General features: G+C 42.8%; 9 protein-coding genes. 5 read left to right on the top strand and 4 right to left on the bottom strand.

Features of this window, described 5'->3' with window-relative positions:
* Nucleotides 1-164 precede the first annotated feature (164 nt).
* Nucleotides 165-2,249, bottom strand: a complete 2,085-nt coding sequence (locus tag F9K23_02245) for a T9SS type A sorting domain-containing protein (GenBank protein KAB2917990.1) — start codon at nt 2,247-2,249, stop codon at nt 165-167.
* On the bottom strand, nt 2,188-3,912 hold the full coding sequence (locus F9K23_02250; GenBank protein KAB2917991.1) for a hypothetical protein: 1,725 nt from the start codon (nt 3,910-3,912) through the stop codon (nt 2,188-2,190). Before F9K23_02250 ends, F9K23_02245 begins: the two co-directional genes overlap by 62 nt.
* A 1,079-nt stretch (nt 3,913-4,991) precedes the next feature.
* Here F9K23_02250 and mfd point away from each other — a divergent pair.
* From mfd to F9K23_02265, 3 genes are all read left to right on the top strand, one after another.
* The gene (gene mfd, locus F9K23_02255; protein KAB2918299.1) at nt 4,992-8,279 is read left to right on the top strand and encodes a transcription-repair coupling factor; all 3,288 of its coding nucleotides are present in this window, start codon (nt 4,992-4,994) and stop codon (nt 8,277-8,279) included.
* Between the two features lie 13 nt (nt 8,280-8,292).
* Complete coding sequence (locus tag F9K23_02260) at nt 8,293-9,111, top strand: hypothetical protein (protein KAB2917992.1); 819 nt, start codon at nt 8,293-8,295, stop codon at nt 9,109-9,111.
* A 344-nt stretch (nt 9,112-9,455) separates the two neighbouring features.
* Nucleotides 9,456-9,740: a GIY-YIG nuclease family protein gene (locus F9K23_02265; protein KAB2917993.1), complete on the top strand. Its 285-nt coding sequence runs from the start codon at nt 9,456-9,458 to the stop codon at nt 9,738-9,740.
* Between the two features lie 489 nt (nt 9,741-10,229).
* Here the strand turns inward: F9K23_02265 and F9K23_02270 are convergent, their stop codons facing one another.
* Both F9K23_02270 and F9K23_02275 read right to left on the bottom strand, forming a co-directional pair.
* Nucleotides 10,230-14,612 (bottom strand): MMPL family transporter, encoded by a 4,383-nt coding sequence (locus tag F9K23_02270; protein ID KAB2917994.1) that lies wholly within the window; start codon nt 14,610-14,612, stop codon nt 10,230-10,232.
* A 10-nt stretch (nt 14,613-14,622) separates the two neighbouring features.
* The gene (locus tag F9K23_02275) at nt 14,623-15,684 is read right to left on the bottom strand and encodes an efflux RND transporter periplasmic adaptor subunit (protein KAB2917995.1); all 1,062 of its coding nucleotides are present in this window, start codon (nt 15,682-15,684) and stop codon (nt 14,623-14,625) included.
* Nucleotides 15,685-15,945: 261 nt separating this feature from the next.
* On the opposite strand from F9K23_02275, the gene F9K23_02280 reads away from it, so the two are divergent.
* Together F9K23_02280 and F9K23_02285 are read left to right on the top strand one after the other, a co-directional pair.
* A complete protein-coding gene (locus tag F9K23_02280) occupies nt 15,946-18,111 on the top strand; it encodes a S9 family peptidase (GenBank protein ID KAB2917996.1) in 2,166 nt (721 codons plus the stop codon).
* Nucleotides 18,112-18,171: 60 nt separating this feature from the next.
* The gene (locus F9K23_02285; protein KAB2917997.1) at nt 18,172-20,064 is read left to right on the top strand and encodes a peptide MFS transporter; all 1,893 of its coding nucleotides are present in this window, start codon (nt 18,172-18,174) and stop codon (nt 20,062-20,064) included.
* Nucleotides 20,065-20,089: the final 25 nt, after the last annotated feature.

A 20,089-nucleotide genomic window follows, 5' to 3' on the forward strand; every position in this document is an offset into this window, starting at 1 on the left:
TCACATTTTGCGTGAACCCTTTTTTGTTTTAGCAGATTTTGCTGATTGCAACCCAACCAAGACGGATTAGTTGCAAAAAATGCAAACGGGTGCTACACCATCAGCATAAAACAAAAAACCACGGCCCTAAGACCGTGGCAACCTAGAAATAAAATGGAGGAGTGCTATTTGATATATACTTTCTCAGTGGTTATAACCCCGTTACCTTTTACTTGTAGCAGGTAGTAACCCGCAGCAAGTCCGTTAAGGTTCAGGGTATTTAGTTGGCCGTTGCCATGTACTGTTTGTGTATTGGCTACGGTACGGCCTAATAAATCAAACACGGTTGCATCAAAGCTTCCTGCTTTGTTTATTATTACAGTAACCTCACTACCGTTGCAGCCTATTTGTGTAGCATTGTTAGCGGTTTGAGGTTCTTTGGCAGAAGTGATGGTTTGGGTAAAGTGCAATACAAAACGCGCTTGTGTGCTGTTGGCTTCATAAGTAAACTCATAGGGCTTACTGTTTACGGGGTGTTTTTTACCCGTTACCAAATCTTCAAGCACTACTTTAACACCGGGTGCCATGTTTTCAGTGGCAAAGTTTATGGTGTGCTTTCCTGCGTTTTTAGCAAAAAAGTGAATGAATACAGGCTCATTTTCAGTGGGTATTGTATTCCAAACCTCTTTGCTTGCTTTTTGTCCTTCAAGCATAAAGTACATATTGGGTGCCCCTGTGTTTAGCTTTTTAGTGCCGTCGTAAATATCATACCCGTTAGTTGCTTGCGGGTGTGTGTACCATTTTACCGCATCAGTTTTGCCGGTGGGGCCTGTAACTTTTAGCTCAAGATAGTTTTCAAAACCTGTTTTGCTGAAGAAGTTGCTTAGCGAATCAGTATTACGGGCGCTGTTCTTAAAAGTAAGGTCGGTGTTGTTTGAAACTACTTTTACAGTGAAGGGAGTAAAAGGTGGGATTACACCTTGTGTAGCATTATCATAAACGGTGTAGCTACTGTCAGATTGGTTAAACACCCATACTTGCTGGCCTTGTACATTGTTCACATCATCAACGGTTGCGGTTGTTCCGTCCCACATAAAACCTGATGGCCAAGGGTTACGGATTACTTGCCAGCCGGTAGTATCTGTAATGCTGCCTGTGCGGCTTAATCCGTTTACAGTATAATCGGCAGTACCTGCGTACGTTCCGGTAATATCCATGGTGAGGGGCAAAGGGTTAGCCCATGCAGCAGAACCACCCATATAGATTGAGTACGAGCGGCTATCCATAGTGGCCGAAGTTCCGCTTGCCCTATTCCAGTACGGAACAGCACTTTCATCAAAATAATAGGTATTGGCCGAGGCTGCACTCAGCGAACCGAAATCTAAGTTCATATCATCACTTAGTTGAGCCAATGTAGCACCATTTAGGGGTGAGCAAATCGGTCTCCAGCCTATACCGCCACCTGTAATAGTATATTGTGAGATAACGTTACCACTGATAGTACCGCTACCGCTGCCTGCAATCTGTCCGTACAAAGTACCCGAAGTAGCTTTTAGTACCAAATTGCCGCCTGTGGTAAGCGCGCCGTCGGTATGGGTTAGTATCCCTGCAATTTGCAATTGGTTGCCCAGTATCAGGTTACTGCTTGCATTGGTGCAGTTGTAGGTAAGGTTTTTAAGCACATTGGTAGTACCGGGAGTGGTTTGGTCCATATACATAGTACCCACCGCAGTAGCAGCACTGTTAATAGTTAGGTTTGCATTGGCCGAACCGCGGATAACACCTGTGGTAGCTGCCGCAAACGCACTGTTGGTGCTTGAAACTGTTGAAACCGAGTTGTTGTTTAGCACCAATGTACTTCCTGCCCCAAGGCTAAATCCTCCGCCTGAAGCATTGCCCAATTGCAGGGTAGTACCACCCGAATTGTCTGATAATACAACGGTTGAAGTTCCTGTAGTTTGTAACCTGAAGAGATTAAACTGATTACCGTTTCCGCTAAGGGTTTGTGTACCGTTGCTGGTACAAATAAACGTGTAACTGTTAGCAATAGGAGGGTTGGTAAGTGCTCCGTTTGAAGTTAAATCGCCCGCAATGTTTACGGTTGAAAAGGGAGCCGACGAAGCTCCGTCAATCGAAACATCTGTATATATAAGGTTACCGTTAATAGTGGTAGTATTGCCTGCCCACACCTTAGTGCCGTTGGTTAGCTTAAGATGGTGATAGGTAATTTGGGGAATGTTGAATGAGCCTGATTGAGCCTGATTGAGCATACTCAAGTGTATGACCTGTGGCACGGGTTCCGTAGGTGTGTGCAAGGGTGGTGTTATTCATTGTAAGCTCACCCATGTTAGCAATATCAACAGTGCCTGTAATGGTAAGCGAAGCAGGTATTTCAACATCAGTGGCTGATGAACTGTTGCCTACTACAATTTTAGAGTTTGTTCCGCTCACTGTCCAGTTTGCATTTAATGTAGCGGTGGTGCGGTTGGTAACTGTATAAGTACAATAATTGGTAGAGAACGATGCCGGATTTGCACCCGTACCGTCGGTATTAATTCCCCAAGTAGCTAAATCATCCAAGAAACCTGTACTGGCCGAGTAGTAGTTAGCCCCTGCTGTTCCGCTAAGGATCAGTTGCCTTGTAGTAGCTCCTGTGCTGGTAAAGTTAATTGTATCAGTAACCGTGCCTGTTGCCGATTGCGATTTCATCCTCACCCAAATTGTAACTGGCTCGCCCGTTAAATTTCCACCGCTTTGAGTGAGGTTTAATGATGAACCAAAACCCGTTGTAGCAGAGGTAGATGAAATTTCAAAATCGGTACCGGTAACAAAACTAAGAGCAACGTTTGCAGTTAGGTTATCACCCGAAACGGTAAATGTTTGAGCAGTTGAAGCATTATTAATAGTGGTATCTAAACCTGTAACCGATGTAAGGCTTACTATAATATTAGGAGTAGGGGTAGCAGTTGTAACTGCTTGCTTGCATGAAAACCTTGACATGGTTGGAGTAGCATTTTGAGCCCTTAAACGGAAATAATAGGTGGTAGAGGCTGATAAGCCCGTAACAGCTTTACTGGTTACGTTACCTACATCAAGGTTATTGTAACCTGAAACAGGCGATGCAAAGGTTGAGTCATCATCTACAGTAAGATAATATTTAGTGGCAGCAGTTAATGAACTCCAATTTGCCGTGAAACCACTTGAACTGACAGCAGTACCTGCCGAAGGTATAGGGCCGCGCAACAACAGAATAAAGTTTTGGTTGGTGGTGTTGTTCCATGTGCCCAATGTTGCAGTTCCCGAAGCTGTTACGCCACTGGTACCCAAGTTAAAATCACCGATAACAGTATTTGCGTTATTTACATAAGCCGATGATGAACCACTCGTTGTTGAAGTGTTACCAATCTTAGTACCCGATGAAATATTGTTCCATTGTGTTCCGGTAGAGCCTGAGCGCAACGTGTGAATGTTATTGGCAACACCGCTTTGCGTGCCGCTTTTTATCATTATCATGTCGTTTGTAGCAATATCAAGCGTACCGTTATTGCTAAAAAAGGTGGTGTTGCCAAGGCTTATGGCCATGTTAAAATCTGAGCAACCGGTAGTAGTATCCAACGTTAATGCAGAACCGGGCTTACGCAGGCGGATGATAGTACCTGCCCGTACATACCTAAACACTGATAACGTGGTAAACTGATAACCGCCACCACCATCATTGGCATTGCTTGACGAAAAGTCTTTAATCCATAAGCTCCTTAAATCAGTGCTGTCTTTTATCACCAATAATTCTACCTCATCATCAGCTCCCGAAGTGCCGCCGCTGTTATAATACTCATTGATAACTACGTCCTGGCTGCGAACCAGTGTAGGGAAAGAAGAAAATAAAACCAATAGCGAAAGGCTCAATAATAAGTTTGAGTGTTTTTTATTCATAAGTAACCGTTTATTTTTTAGAAACCGGAGGGTGCAGCAATGCCAATGACGGACAACCCCAAACGGAGCTGCTTTTTTAAACCATAGCATTTATTTATTTCTTTTACCGGGTAACTCCGGTTTCTAAAATTTGATGATTCAAAAGTCCCCTTGGCAGGTAACGGGGGATTAAAAGGCCGGTAAATAATTTATTACATAATTACCTGCCCAATGCACGGGGGCTTTTAAGGAATTGTTAAAAACAACAAAAATGGAAGGGCTAAAACACCTGTAACTGCACAAAGTGACATTACAGATGGCCTTTCAGTTAACAAGCTAGTTACAAGCGGACGGGTTTATCAACACAAGCACATGTAGAAAAGTGCAGGGCTGTTTAAAATTTAGGTTTAGAAAGGTAGCAAAACAGATAATTTTTTAAATAACAGGTATAATTAACAGTATCGGGCATTTACTGCAAAAGCAATGTGTTTTTAATGTTAAGCAGGCGCAAGTATTACATGGATGATGTTAAGCAGCAATTGGGAAAAGCGGCAGTCATCCCGAACTTGTTTCGGGATCTCATTAGCATTTATCGCGAACTGGTAATGCGATGTTGAAACAAGTTCAACATGACGGGTGCCGAATAACCTCCTGTCCTGCTGACGAAGGAAGCACCTTATTGAAAATGTGTTATACGATTCGTATTAACATATTTCGGATAAGAAATTTCGCTTCGCTCAATTTGACAGGCAAGGGTTGTGGCACGGTGGCAGTCATCCCGAACTTGTTTCGGGATCTCATCGGTATTCATCGTGAATTAGCAATGCGATGTTGAAACAAGTTCAACATGACGGGTGCCAACCAACCACCTGTCCTGCTGACGAAGGAAGCATCTTATATAGTTCTGTTAAACGATTCGTGTTAACATATTTGGGATAAGAAATTTCGCACGCTCAATTTGACAGGAAAGGGTTGGGCCTCCACCCAACTGAAAACAGTAAACTTGAAACTGAAAACTAACATCCATTCGTTATCTTTGCCCCGCTTTGAACATCAAGCAATTTTTAGACCTCTACACCCGCCACCCCGCCTTTTCGGGGCTGGATGATATTGTTTTTTCTCAAACAAAACCCCTTAAAATAGCTGCGCAAAATCTTAACGGAGCCGCAGTAGGGGTGGGCATTTCAGCAGCTTGGCTGCGCAATCCTGAAAAAACGTTTTTAATAGTAGCCGACGATTGGGAACAGGCGGCCTACCTGCACACTGATGTGAGCAGCCTGATAGAAAACCGCGAGATTTTGCTGCTGCTCGAAAGCTTTAGCAAGAGTTTCATTCCGGCGCAAACCGATAACAGCAATGTGCTGAAACGTGCAGAGGTATTGAGTCGCTTGAATAAGAAGCCGCACGGGCAGGTGATTATTACCTATCCGCAAGCAGTGCTTGAGAAGGTGATAGGCAATGCTACGTTTGAAAAGAACACCTTTGAGGTGAAAGTGGGCGACCCTTTTGACCTTGACTTTTTAATGGAGATGTTGAGTGAACACGATTTTGACCGTGTTGACTTTGTGTACGAACCGGGTCAGTTTGCCATTCGCGGGGGGATTATCGATGTGTTTTCATTTGCCAACGATTTACCCTACCGTGTAGAATTGGACGGCAACTTGGTAGAGTCTATCCGCTTGTTTGAGCCTGAGAACCAGCTATCAGTAAAAAAAGTGGTGCATACCACCATTGTTCCCAACATACAAAGCGAAGTTATTGCCAAAGAAAAAACCAGTTTGTTTAGTTACCTGCCCGATGATGTGGTGGTGTGGCTGCACGACGGCACCTTTGCAACCGGAGTGATGGAAGAGGGGTTGGGTAAAGCGGCCAAATATTTGGGCGAAAATAACGACTCTACACCCATTGCCGAGTTGTACGAAACCACTAACGAGTGGCTGGGACAGGTTGAAAAACGTACGGTGGTGGAATACGGGAAACGCACGTTTTTTAAACCTCAAAAAACCATTGAGTTTAAAACCTCGCCGCAACCGCTGTTTCATAAGAACTTTACCCTGCTGATTGAGAACCTTAAAGACAATCAGGGAAAGGGCTACCAAAATATTATATTTTCTGATAATCCCCGACAGGTAGAGCGTTTGCATACCATTTTTGAGGATTTGGATAAAGAAGTAAAGTTTGAGCCTGTGTATCATGGTATCAGCGAGGGTTTTATAGACCACGATCTGAAAATTGCCTGCTATACTGAGCATCAGCTTTTTGACCGCTATTATAAATACAAAGGCCGTCGTACGTATTCATCTACCAAAGCCCTTACTTTAAAAGAACTGCGGGAACTTTCGCCCGGTGATTTTGTAACTCACATCGACCACGGTATCGGAAAGTTTGCAGGGCTTGAAAAGATTGAGATGAACGGAGTGATGAGTGAAGCCGTGCGTTTGGTGTACCGTGATAACGATTTACTCTACGTACACATTAACTCGCTGCACAAAATAACCAAATACGTAGGCAAAGACGGTACCGAGCCGCGCATGAACAAACTGGGCAGCGATGCGTGGGACAAGCTGAAAAAATCGACCAAAAAGAAGGTAAAAGACATTGCCCGCGATTTGATAAAGCTGTATGCTGCCCGCAAGGCGCAAACAGGTTTTGCATTCAGTCCCGATTCGTATTTGCAAGTAGAGTTGGAGGCTTCGTTTTTGTACGAAGATACCCCCGACCAAAGCAAAGCAACTGAGGATGTTAAGGCAGACATGGAACTGCAACACCCGATGGACAGGCTGGTGTGCGGTGATGTGGGTTTTGGTAAAACAGAGGTCGCCATCCGTGCTGCCTTCAAAGCCGTGGCTGATAGCAAGCAAGTGGCCGTGTTGGTGCCCACAACTATTTTGGCCTATCAGCATTATAAAACATTTAAAAGCCGTTTAGAGGGTTTCCCCTGTAATATTGATTATATCAACCGTTTCCGAAGTGCCAAAGAGAAAAAAGAAATTCTTACCAAACTTAAAGAAGGAAAAATTGACATTCTTATTGGTACGCACGCATTGGTAGGCAAAGAAATTAAATTTAAAGACCTTGGTCTGCTAATTATTGACGAGGAACAAAAATTTGGGGTGGCTGTCAAAGAAAAACTGAAGCAATTCCGTGTAAACGTGGATACGCTAACCCTTACGGCAACCCCCATACCGCGCACCCTGCATTTCTCGCTGATGGGCGCAAGGGATTTATCGGTGATAAACACCCCACCGCCCAACCGTCAGCCCGTGCGCACTGAGTTGCACGTATTCAATCAGGAGTTGATGCAAGAAGCCGTTGCCAATGAAATAGCACGCGGCGGTCAGGTGTTTTTCATCCATAACCGGGTGAAAGATATTTATGATTTTGCTGCCATGATTGAACGATTGGTTCCCGGTGCTCGTGCGGCAGTTGCCCACGGACAAATGGAAGGGCACCAGCTGGAAGATATTATGATAAAGTTTGTGGAGGGGGATTATGATGTGCTGGTGGCTACTACAATTATCGAAAGCGGTTTGGACATACCCAATGCCAACACCATTATTATAAATAATGCCCACATGCACGGTCTTAGCGATTTGCACCAGATGCGTGGAAGGGTAGGACGTAGCAACAAAAAGGCATATTGTTATTTATTCTCGCCGCCGTTGAGTACGCTTACACAAGAAGCCCGCAAACGGTTAAGCGCCATTGAGCAGTTCAGTGATTTGGGTAGTGGGTTCAATGTGGCGATGCGCGATTTGGACATCCGCGGGGCGGGTAACCTGCTGGGTGGTGAACAAAGCGGGTTTATTGCAGAGATTGGCTTTGAGATGTATCACAAGATACTGGACGAAGCTCTGCAAGAACTTAAAGACGAAGAGTTTAAAGAACTGTTTAAGGACGAAACGCCAAAACCCCGTACCAATGAGGTGCAGGTGGACGTGGACGCTGAAATTCTGATACCCGACCACTATGTGCGCAACATACAGGAGCGACTTTCGCTGTACAACGAACTAGCACAGATAGGCGATGAGGATAAACTATTAAAGTTCAGGGATGAACTGATTGACCGCTTTGGCCCGATGCCCAAAGAACTGAAAGGTTTGTTTGACAGTATGCGGATGAAGTGGAAAGCCCGCGATTTGGGTTTTGAGCGGGTAAATCTGCACAACAAAACGCTTACCTGTTATTTCCCTGCCAACCAAAGTAGCCCATACTACCAAAGTGAGTTGTTTGGCAACATATTAAAATACGTAGCCGCACACCCTGTAAAATGCAGCATGAAGCAAACACCCAAAAACCTCACCATGATACTTAAAAACATAACCGGCGTTTTAGATGCTATCAGAGAGTTGGATGAGTTGAGGGAGAGTGTTATCCATCTTAATTAATGTTTCAAATTCAATGAGAAGCGTTGATGATTTATGTTTACTATGCCTAATAAACCCAGCTACAAAGAAGAATTCTCACATACTTCCTAAATTTATGACCAAGAGTATACTTGGAACAAGTAATCAAAAGGCAGGATACATTCTTCAATCTTTAAAACCATTTGACAAAAGCAAGGTTCAAGATTCACCCAAAGAAGATTTTATATTATGTGAAAGTTGCGAGAGATATTTTGAGATATTAGAAACATATGTTTCACAAAGACTTCACAACAGACTTTGGGATATAAGAAAAAACAGTGAATTCGAAGACCATATTAACAATGATGGGATAAGGTGGCGAAGTAGTAAACAAATTAATATAAATGTATTCAAATTATTTTTGTTTTCGATATTATGGAGATCGAGTGTTTCTTCACATCCGCTATTCAATTTGTATAAGATAAGTGAAGAGGAAAAAGATGTTTTTCGTACTGAATTAATTCGATTTAGAGTAAATCAGCAGAAAGAACTTTTAGAGAAAGTTGATAATGATAGTACTATAAATATATTTTACATTATTTTAACTTGCCAAAGTTTTGGTGATGAGACTAAAAATGTAATTTTTCCTTATTCTAATAGTGGAAACCCACATTCATTTTATTTAAATAGATATTTAATATTTTTTTCTTTTACAAATTTTTCATTAAATCAGTTTGATTTTTTAGTTAATTCTCAAAATAAAAATCTAAATTTAGGCTTTCTAAGTCCTGAATTTTGGCAGGTATTTTTGGACTACTTAGTTGCGTTTTATTCTAAAATAGCGGTTGAAAATATAAATCCTCCAAGCATTTAACAATAGCATTCTACCGCACAAACTCCCAATCAAGATAAGAACGACATCAGCCGCACAGCAACTCAAAACGAAAATCGTACAAGTGTGAAAAAACACCAGCTATGTAATACTGATAGCATCCCGTCATTCCCTGCGTAAGCGGGAATCAATTCCTTGTAGTGGTTCAATAACTCAATACCTTCCCACAAGATTCCCAATCAAGTTGGGAATGACACCAGCCGCACGGCAACTCCAAATGAAAATTGTACAAGCGTAATAAAATACCCATTTTACAAACACTGATAGCATCCCGTCATTCCCTGCGTAAGCGGGAATCTATCCCTACAAATTATTACTTTGCAATAATGAAAACCGGATTTGTGTATATAATGTCGAACCACACGAGAACGACCTTATACATTGGAGTTACTGCTGATTTGAAAAAGCGGATAGCTGAACATAAAAGCGGTGTAGGCTCAAAGTTCACATCCAGATACAAGTGTTATTTTTTGGTCTATTACGAGCAGCTTCCTACAATCGAGGCAGCAATTCTGCGTGAAACACAAATGAAGCGTTGGAATAGGGCATGGAAGGATGAACTTATTCAAAGTGTTAACCCTAATTTACAAGACCTATGGGATGAGCTTTGAACGATTATATTCAAACCCCACACAAGATTCCCAATCAAGTTGGGAATGACACCAACCGCACAGCAACTCTAAATGAAAACCGCACGAGTGTGATAAAACATCAGCTATGTAATACTGAGAGCATCCCGTCATTCCCAGCGTAAGCGGGAATCTATCCATTGCAGTGGTGCAATGACTCAACACCTTCCCACAAGATCCCCAATCAAGTTGGGAATGACTACCCACCGCACGGCAACTCCAAACGAAAATTGTAGAAGTGTAATGAAACACCCATTTTACCTGCACTGATAGCATCCCGTCATTCCCGGCGTAAGCGGGAATCTATTCTTTTTTAAGTGAGCGATACTTCAATACCACCGCACAAGATTCCCAACCAAGTTGGGAATGACGGCGGCCGCACGACAACCTTAAACGTAAGTCCCAAACTATATAAACGACAAAGCCCTTGCACAACTTGTTGTGCAGGGGCTTTGTCGTTAGTAAGATATATTAGTTACTGCCCACTAATTGCCCTGATAGCTTTTTAAGTTCTATTTCGGCAAGTTTTAGGTTGTATTGGGCGTTAATATCGCGGTTTTGGGCATCCTGCCAGTTGCGTTCGGCTTCTTTTACTTCAAGTAATGAAGAAAGACCTTGTTGCAGGCGACCTTCGGCAATTTTGTAATTATCAAAAGCCAGTTGAGCGTTGGCTTTTTCCATACCTGCAATGGTTTTGTAGGTTTGGTAGTCGTTGTAGGCTTGTCGGTAGGCACTATTCACAGTGCTTTGCAGCTTTTCAAACAACAGGGTACTGCTTTTAATTTGCAAATCAGCCGTGCGCAGTTGGTTGCGGATAGAGTTGCTTCTAAACAACGGTACACTGGCCGTGATACCTGCATTTAGACCGTTGCTTTGGTTGAGCAGCGAAAAACCTGCCTGACTGGTTTGACGGGTGTATCCGTAGCTGGAAGTTAAGCGAACCAACGGCAACCGTTGCGAACCAATCTCGCGGTATTGCAGTTGACTAATGTTGATATTCCGTTGTGCTGAAAGCAGCGAGAAGTTTTTGCTGGCAAGACTTCCATCCACCGGCGGGAAATTCAACGTAGTATCGTTATCAATCGTTTCAGTAACGTCAAAAGCTACTCCGGCATCACGACCCAACAAAATATTGAAGCCCATTTTAAGATTAGCAAGGTTGTTTTGCTGCATCAACAAATTGGCCGAAAATGTATTTTTATCAATGTTCACCTGATTCACCTCAAACGCTGAAACCACACCCACAGCATACTTAGCGGCTATAATCTCCTGACGTTTTTTAACCAAATCCAAGGCAATTTCAGTGGTTTTAATCTGCATCTTTTGCCCCACAAGTCCGTAGTACTCACTCATCACTTGGGCTACGGTTTGTTGTATTTGTTCTTTAAGATTAAAACCGGTTTGCTTTTGCAACTCTTCCAAGCGGCTTTTAGTGGCAAACATTTTCATCCCGTCAAACAACGTCCAGTCCAGCGCTACGTTTGCATTCAGGTTGGTAGAACCTACCCCGTTACTTTGCACCTCCAAACCGTTTGAAAATTTTTGATTGATGTTATTGTTCGATAAATTCTCGCTCACGTTCAGCGTTACATTGGGTAACATCCCTGCGTTGCCTGCATTGTTGTTCAGTTGCGTTGCTTGGTCGGCAGTTTTAGATAAAAGAATGTCGTAATTGTTTTTCAAGGCAACTTCAACCGCCTCGTTAATGGTCATCGGAGTTTGAGCGAAAAGTCCGCCGCAAATCAATAGTAACAACGTAGTTGTAACAGCCTTTCTTTTTAATCCGATAAACTGAAGGAAACGTCTTGCCGAAAGGGTGTAAATAACAGGGATAACAAACAACGTAAGTACCAGCGAGAACATTACACCGCCAATAATAACAATACCCAAAGGAACACGACTTTGTGCGCCTGCCCCCAAAGCAAGGGCAATGGGTAACGCCCCTAAAGCGGTAGCCAAACTGGTCATCAAAATGGGACGTAAACGCATAGTGGCTGCTTGCAGGGCGGCTTCAAACCTTGAAAGTTCGGGGTTGTGTTCGCGCAACTGGTTGGCGAACTCCACAATCAGAATACCGTTTTTAGTTACCAAACCTATCAGCATAATAATACCTATCTGGCTAAAGATGTTGATGGTTTGTCCGAAAACCCACAACGACAGTAGGGCTCCGGCCAACGCTAAGGGTACAGTAATCATAATAATAAGCGGGTCTTTAAAGCTCTCAAACTGTGCGGCCAAAATCAAATATACCAGCAACAACGCTAATAAGAAGGCAAACAAAGTATTGCTTGAACTTTCTTTAAAATCTCGTGATGGGCCTGTAAGCGATGTACTGAACGTTTCATCCAACACTTTATCAGCAATACGTTCCATTTCTTTGATGCCGTCGCCCACTGTTTTTCCGGCTGCCAAACCTGCCGAAACCGTGGCTGATTTGTAACGGTTGTAATGGTATAATTGGGGAGGATTACTTTGCTCTTCTACCGTTACAAGGTTGTCTAATTGTACCAGTTGTCCGGTATTACTGCGCACATAAAAGCTCTTCATATCCAAGGGGTCATCGCGGTTATCGCGTTCTACCTGCCCCATTACCTGATACTGCTTGCCGTTCATAATAAAGTACCCCATACGGCGACCGCTAAGCGCCAGTTGCAGGGTTTGGGCAATATCGGCTACCGATATACCCAATTCTGCTGCTTTATTACGGTTAATGGTGATACCCAATTCAGGGCGGTTAAATTTAAGGTTCACATCTACCATACCTCCAAAAACAGGGCTTTTAGAAACCTCGTCCATAAACTTGGGCAGATTGGTTTTTATCTTATCAAAGCTTGAATTTTGGAGCACAAACTGCACGGGCAAACCGCCACGTGGGCCTCCACCCGATGAGATGGTTTGATCTTGAACTACAAACACACGTCCGTCGTTAAAACGCACCATGTTTTTAGTAAGGTAATCGGCAATTTGTTGCTGGCTGCGTTCGCGAGTGTCTTTGTCTCCAATTACGATACGGCCAAAGCCTGTATTGGGTGCACCTGAACCCGCAAAGCCGGGGGCAGTTACCGAAAGCATGATTTGCTTTTCAGGAACAGAATCTTCCACAAAACGGCTAATCCTATCCATGTAGCCGTCCATGTAATCGTATGATGTACCCTCAGGGGTTGACGTAGTGATACGCAACCAGCCTCTGTCTTCCAGTGGGGCTAATTCTTCGGGTAATGATTTGTTTAAGAAGATGATAAGTCCGAAACAGGCAGCGATGATGGCAAACGAAACCCACTTTACTCTCATAAATGAGCCGAGGGCACGACGATAGCCATTGTCCATTGCACGGAAAAAAGGCTCTGTTTTACGGTAGAACCACGATTGGTAGCCGGGTTTTCCGGCCAGTTTCACACTTAGCACCGGAGTTAACGTAAGTGAAACAAAGGCTGAAATAAGTACCGCCCCCGCTACCACAATTCCAAACTCTTGGAACAAACGGCCTACAAAACCTTGGATAAATATGATGGGAAGGAATACAACAGCAAGGGTGATTGAGGTAGATATTACCGCAAAGAAAATTTCTTCAGAGCCTTCTTTGGCTGCTTCGCGGGGACTAAGTCCGGCTTCTAGTTTTTTGTAAATGTTCTCGGTTACAACTATACCGTCGTCTACCACCAAGCCCGTTGCAAGTACGATACCTAATAGGGTTAACACGTTGATGGAGAACCCGAAAATGTACATGATAAAGAATGCCCCCAATAGTGATACGGGAATATCAATCAACGGGCGGATGGCTATCAGCCAGTTACGGAAAAACAGATAGATAATAATTACTACCAGCAGTATGGCAATCAGCAGGGTTTCCTCTACCTCAGCAATAGAACGTTTTACAAATTTGGTGGTATCCAATACAATACCCACCTCAATGTCTTCGGGTATTTCTTTTTTCAGTTGCTCAAAGCGTTTGTAAAACTCATCCGCAATAGCCACCTGATTAGAGCCGGGCTGGGGGATGATAGCCAAGGCCACCATCGGTACCCCCGATTCTTTCAAAATCGTTTCTTCGTTTTCAGGGCCAAGTACCGCACGGCCTACATCGCGCAAACGCACGATACTGTTGGCATCGGTTTTAATAATAAGGTTGTTAAAATCCTCTTCGGTAACTAACAGGCCTGATGTTTTAACAGTTAGTTCAGTGGCGTTACCTGCAATTTTACCGGATGGAAGCTCGATATTCTCGCGGTTTAAGGCTGACTGAATATCGTTTAGCGAAAGTTGTTTGGCCGCCAATTTCATCGGGTCGAACCAAATACGCATGGCATATTTCTTTTCACCCCAAATCTGTATTCCACTCACACCGGGTATGGTTTGCAAGCGCTCTTGCAACACGTTGGTGGCATAGTCGCACACTTCCAATTGGTTGCGGGTATCGCTTTTTACCGTCATGGATATGATTGCATCGCTGTTTGCATCGGCTTTTGATACAATGGGCGGAGCATCAATATCTTCGGGCAATTGACGTTGTGCTTGCGATACTTTATCACGCACATCGTTGGCAGCAGCTTCTAAGTCTGAGTTCAAATCAAACTCTACCGAAATAACGCTGGAACCTTGGTTGCTTGACGACGAAATGGTGCGTATACCTTCGATACCGTTAATTGCTTTTTCAAGCGGCTCGGTAATTTGTGACTCGATTACATCGGCATTAGCACCGGTATAAGCAGTACGGACGGTTATAATGGGAGGGTCGACCGAGGGATATTCCCTCACCCCCAAAAAATTAAATCCTATCAACCCGAACAGCACAATAATGATAGACATTACTGTGGCAAGTATGGGCCTTTTTAAACTCAGTGATGATAAACTCATTACGCCCTCCTTATTTTACAATTTTGGCCACTTTTACATCACCGTTGGGTTTCAATTGCATTAGCCCTGTAGTAACAACGGTATCACCCACTTGTATGCCGCTTGTAATTTCCACCAGGTCAGCATCGCGCAGGCCTGTTTCTACGGGTACATAGGTTGCTTTACCGGCTTTTACCACAATTACCTGTTTGCCCCTTGCTATCGGCATAATGGCTTGGGTAGGTACCATTACCGCATTTTGGTGGCTTGCAATGCCCAGGCTTACGTTGGCAAACATACCGGGCAATAACTTACCACTTGTGTTTTGGGTGCGGGCGCGCACTTTAATGTTGCGGGTGGCCACATCAATTTTGGGTTCTATGGCAAATACCGTTGCATCAAACGTATCTTTAAAACCATCGATGATAAACTGTAAACGGCTGTTGTTTTTTATTGATTGGGCATACTTTTCAGGGATTGCAAAATCAATTTTTAGCGTACTTAGTTGCTGCAATGTGGCAATAAGTGTTTGCGGGGTTACATAAGCCCCTTCGCTAATGTTACGCAAACCAATCTGCCCGCTAAAGGGGGCGCGTATTTCTGTTTTACGCAACTGGTTCTTTAATGCTTCGATATCGGCGTCGTAGCTTTTTTGTTGGGTTTGTGCAGCATCGTATTCTTGTTTGCTCACCCCGTTAATCTTTAGCAACTCCGCCAGCCTGTCTACATTTTTCTGGGTAAGTGCTTGTTGTGCCTGTGCTTTTTTCAGTTGCGCCACAATATCCGCATCATCCAATTTCACCAAAAGTTGCCCTTTGGTTACGTTAGAACCTTCTTCAAAATAAAGGTTCACTACGCGCAATTGCAGTTCAGGACGTATTTCAACTTCCTCGTTTGCAAGCAAGGTTCCCGATGCGTTTACTGTGCTTGTGATGTTTTGGGTGCGGGCAATAAATGCATTTATTGCAGTTGGCGGACGTTTGGCTCCTGCTGCCCCGGGGGCATTTTTGCCGTCGCTGCTTCCGCAACTTGTTGCTAATGTTAGTAGTAGTATATTGGTTATGGCCACTAGTAGAGCCTGTGTGTGCCTCATGTTTAGGGATTATTTTTAATGTTTAAACTTTAAATTAGGCGTGGAAAGACTACTTCTTGCCACACATACTATGCCTATTTTTATGTATTACGAAAGTTTAATGTGTTTTAAAAGGTAAAGTTAAGATTTTTAAGCAGGTAGCTTTTATAGTGTATTTGGCTATAATGCAATTGGTAGGCAAAACGGGCTATTTTTATCTAAATCACTACATTTTTACTCCAAAACCATTAGGTTTGAAACTTTTGCAAAACACTACGCAGTATGAGAAAATACAATTTGCTGATTGTTGCAGCCCTGCTTACTCTTAGCAGTATAGCCCAGAAAAAAATCACTCTTGAGGATATATTTCTGAATAACACCTTCAGAATGAATACCGTGTCGGGGTTTGTGCCTTCAGCGGATGGTGAGAACTACTATAATTACGAAGGGGATGACACCCTATTTGTAGTAAAATACTCGTACAAAACAGGGGTTAAAGTGCAAACGGTGTTTAATCCGTATGATTTGGGTTTGGGTCAGGATGCAGCTTCATACGGTTATGAATTTAGCGGTGATGAAACCAAAATACTTATCAGCTTAGCTACAGAACATATCTACCGTCACAGTACCCGCAGCAAATACTACGTGTGGGACTTGAAGGAAAAGAAAGCATACCCCGTTGCGGCTGATAAGGTAATGTATGCAAGCTTTTCGCCCGATGGTAATAAGATAGCCTATGTAAAAGACAACAACCTTTACTATACTGATTATAAAAGCGGCCAAACCCGCCAAATAACTACCGATGGGAAAGAAGATGCGATTATAAACGGTGGGGTTGATTGGGTGTACGAAGAAGAGTTTACGATGAGTAAAGGGTTTGATTGGAACGCCAACGGAACCAAAATAGCGTTTTACCGTTTTGACGAAAGTGCTGTAAAGAAGTTTAGCATGGATATGTACGGCAGCCTTTACCCATCGCAAGATGTTTTTAAATACCCCAAAGCAGGTGAAGCAAACTCAGTAGTAGATGTAAAAATCTATGATTTAGCGACCAACAACACTATTGATTTAGCCGAAGGCAGCCAAAACGACCAATACATTCCCCGCATTAAATGGACTACCGATGCTAATGTGTTATCGTTTCAGCGATTGAACCGCCACCAGAATAAGTTTGAACTGTTGGCCGCAGATGCTACTACAGGCTCAATCAGAACGTTATACAGCGAAGAAAACAAGTATTATATAGACATCAACGATAACCTTACGTTTTTGGCCGACGGTAAACAGTTTATCATTACCAGCGAAAAAGACGGTTACAACCATTTGTACCTGTATGGTATGGACGGAAAAGAAGTACGCCAACTAACCAAAGGAACTTGGGAGGTTGACGGCTTTTTGGGGTACGACACTAAAAAGAAATTGCTCTATTTCACTTCGACTGAAATTAGCCCGACTGAAAGGTATTTGTACAGCATAGGAATTGACGGTAAAAACAAAAAGCAAATAACCAAAAACAAAGGCTATCACATGATAACCTTTAACCCCACCTATACCTACTATATGGATATGGAGTCGGCGTTGGGTGTACCTTATACCCAAGCCATTTGGAATAATAAAGGTGAGCTTGTGCGTGAGTTAGCAAACAACAAAGACTTAGCCGCAAAAATGACGGAATACGGTTTTGCTCCCGCTGAGTTTGCAACGCTTACAACAAGCGAAAATGTTGAGCTAAACTATTGGATGATTAAGCCTGCCAACTTTGACCCTAATAAAAAGTACCCTTTGTTGATGTTTGTTTACGGCGGACCCGGTAGCCAGCAAACAGTAAACCGTTGGGGCGGCAGTAACTACCTGTGGTATCAATACCTTGCGCAGCAAGGGTATGTTATTGCCTGCGTTGACAACCGCGGAACAGGCGCAAGGGGAGAAGAGTTTAAGAAAATGACTTACCAACAATTAGGTAAGTATGAAACGATTGACCAAATAGAGGCTGCTAAGTTTTTTGGTAAGCAAAACTTTATTGATGCCGGTCGCATTGGTATTTGGGGCTGGAGTTTTGGCGGTTATATGTCTTCATTGTGTATTAGTAAAGGAGCAGATGTGTTTAAAGCTGCCGTTGCAGTAGCACCGGTAACCAACTGGAGGTACTACGACAACATTTATACCGAGCGTTTTATGCGTACCCCTGCTGAAAACGGAGCAGGTTATGATGATAACTCTCCTATCAACCATGTGAAAAAGATAAAAGGTAATTACCTAATTATACACGGTACAGCCGATGATAACGTTCATTTTCAGAACACGGTAGAAATGGTGAATGCCATGATAAACGCCGGAGTTAAGTTTGACAGTGAATTTTATCCGAATAAAAATCACGGCATTGGAGGCAGAATGACCCGCTATCACCTATTCAGCCGCATCACTGCGTTTGTACTTGAAAAACTTTAAAAGTTTGCTTTTTATAATTTAACAGTTAGTTTTACGAAAATTTAATATCTGGAATACACAATGAGCAACTCTTCATCCAAACATCCGGCAGGTTTATACCTGTTGTATTTCACTGAAATGTGGGAGCGATTCAGCTATTATGGGATGCGTGCAATTTTTACCTTATACATGGTTAATGCACTGCTTTTTGATAAGGCTTTGGCTTCGCAGATTTATGGTAGTTACACAGGTTTAGTATATCTAACTCCTTTATTGGGAGGATATATTGCCGATCGTTACTGGGGAAACCGCCGCTCGATAATTTTCGGGGGTGTGTTGATGGCCATCGGGCAGTTTTTTATGTTTACAAGCGGAGGGCTTTATGAAAATCCGGATACTGCCAAATTGGCCATGTACACAGGATTAGGCTTTCTGATATTTGGTAACGGTTTCTTTAAACCCAATATTTCTACAATGGTAGGTCAATTATACCCTGAGGGTGACCGTCGTGTAGATTCAGCGTTTACAATATTTTACCAAGGGATAAACTTAGGCGCCTTGCTTGCCCCACTGGTTTGCGGTGGTTTGGGTGAACAATATACAGAGACCGGCGCAGTTGTTCCTGAAGCCTTCAAATGGGGCTTCCTAGCTGCTTGTATTGGTATGATTATCAGTCTTGTGGCTTTTGTAATGCTTAAAAATAAGTACATCGTTTCTCCTGAAGGCCATGCAGTAGGATTGCCTCCTAAATTGGCTTTCAACAGGCAAAATGAAACCAAAGAAAGCGCAAAAATGAGTCCTGCTAAAATTGGTGCTGCTTTATTGGCATTGGTAGGTTTGTTCTTTGTATTTTATAAAGTATTAGAGTTTGATATCATTGGGGCTGTAATATTTTCAAGCTGCATTGTGCTTCCTGTATTTATTATCAGCGACCCATCACTAACTAAGATAGAAAAAGACCGTATTCTGGTTATATACATTGTAGCTTTCTTTGTTATATTCTTTTGGAGCGCGTTTGAGCAAGCAGGGGCATCACTAACCTTCTTTGCCCAAGAGCAAACCAACCGCGTCATATTCGGTTGGACAATGCCGGCCAGCTTCTTCCAAGTATTTAACGCCTTGTTCATTGTTGTACTTGCACCCGTTGCAGTTGCTGTTTGGACTACATTAGGCAACAAGGGTAAAGAACCCGCCTCGCCTGTTAAACAATCAATGGGTTTAGGCTTTTTGGCTTTGGGCTATTTATTTATAGCTTGGGGTGTATACGGTGTTCAACCTTGGGATAAAGTAAGCATGATTTGGTTGGTGGGGTTATACCTTATACACACCATCGGCGAGCTTTGCCTTTCACCTATAGGCCTTTCAATGGTTGTAAAATTAGCTCCAATACGTTTTGTGTCGTTGCTAATGGGTGTTTGGTTTATGGGCATTGCAACTGCAAATAAATTTGCCGGTGAATTAAGTGCTTTGTATCCTGAAGAAGTTAAAATTGAAACTGTAGCGCAGGGAGCTGACAGCATTATAAAAACTGTAGGTTCACAAGCTATTGATACCGCTGTTTGGAGCTTATCTGCTAAAGAAAACACCAAACTGCCAACAGCTAAGTTTACATTAGACGAGAAAAAGGAAAATGTTTCTGCACTTGAGCTGACAAACGGAACCAAAGAGATTTCTGTATATCATCTTAAACTTATCCGTACTATTAATTCAAAGTTTGAAAAAGCTGTAGTTAGCGAAGACGGGAAGTTTTTAGTAGGGTATAAAAAAGATATTAAAAAGACCAAAGAAGGAGATGTAGCGGAAGAAAAACTTGAAGTTTGGAATTTGCAACCTGTGAAACCATCGTTTTTGGGTATGCAGATAAACACTCTCTTTGATTTCTTTATGATATTTGTTTACATGGCCGGTGCAGCTGCAATTATATTGTTTGCAATTCGCAAAGTATTGTTGCGCATGATGCACGGCGTTCAATAATTTAATAATGATTTTAAACCAAAGC

This window comes from Bacteroidota bacterium (assembly GCA_008933805.1).
Classification (GTDB): Bacteria; Bacteroidota; Bacteroidia; order UBA8524; family UBA8524; genus SB11.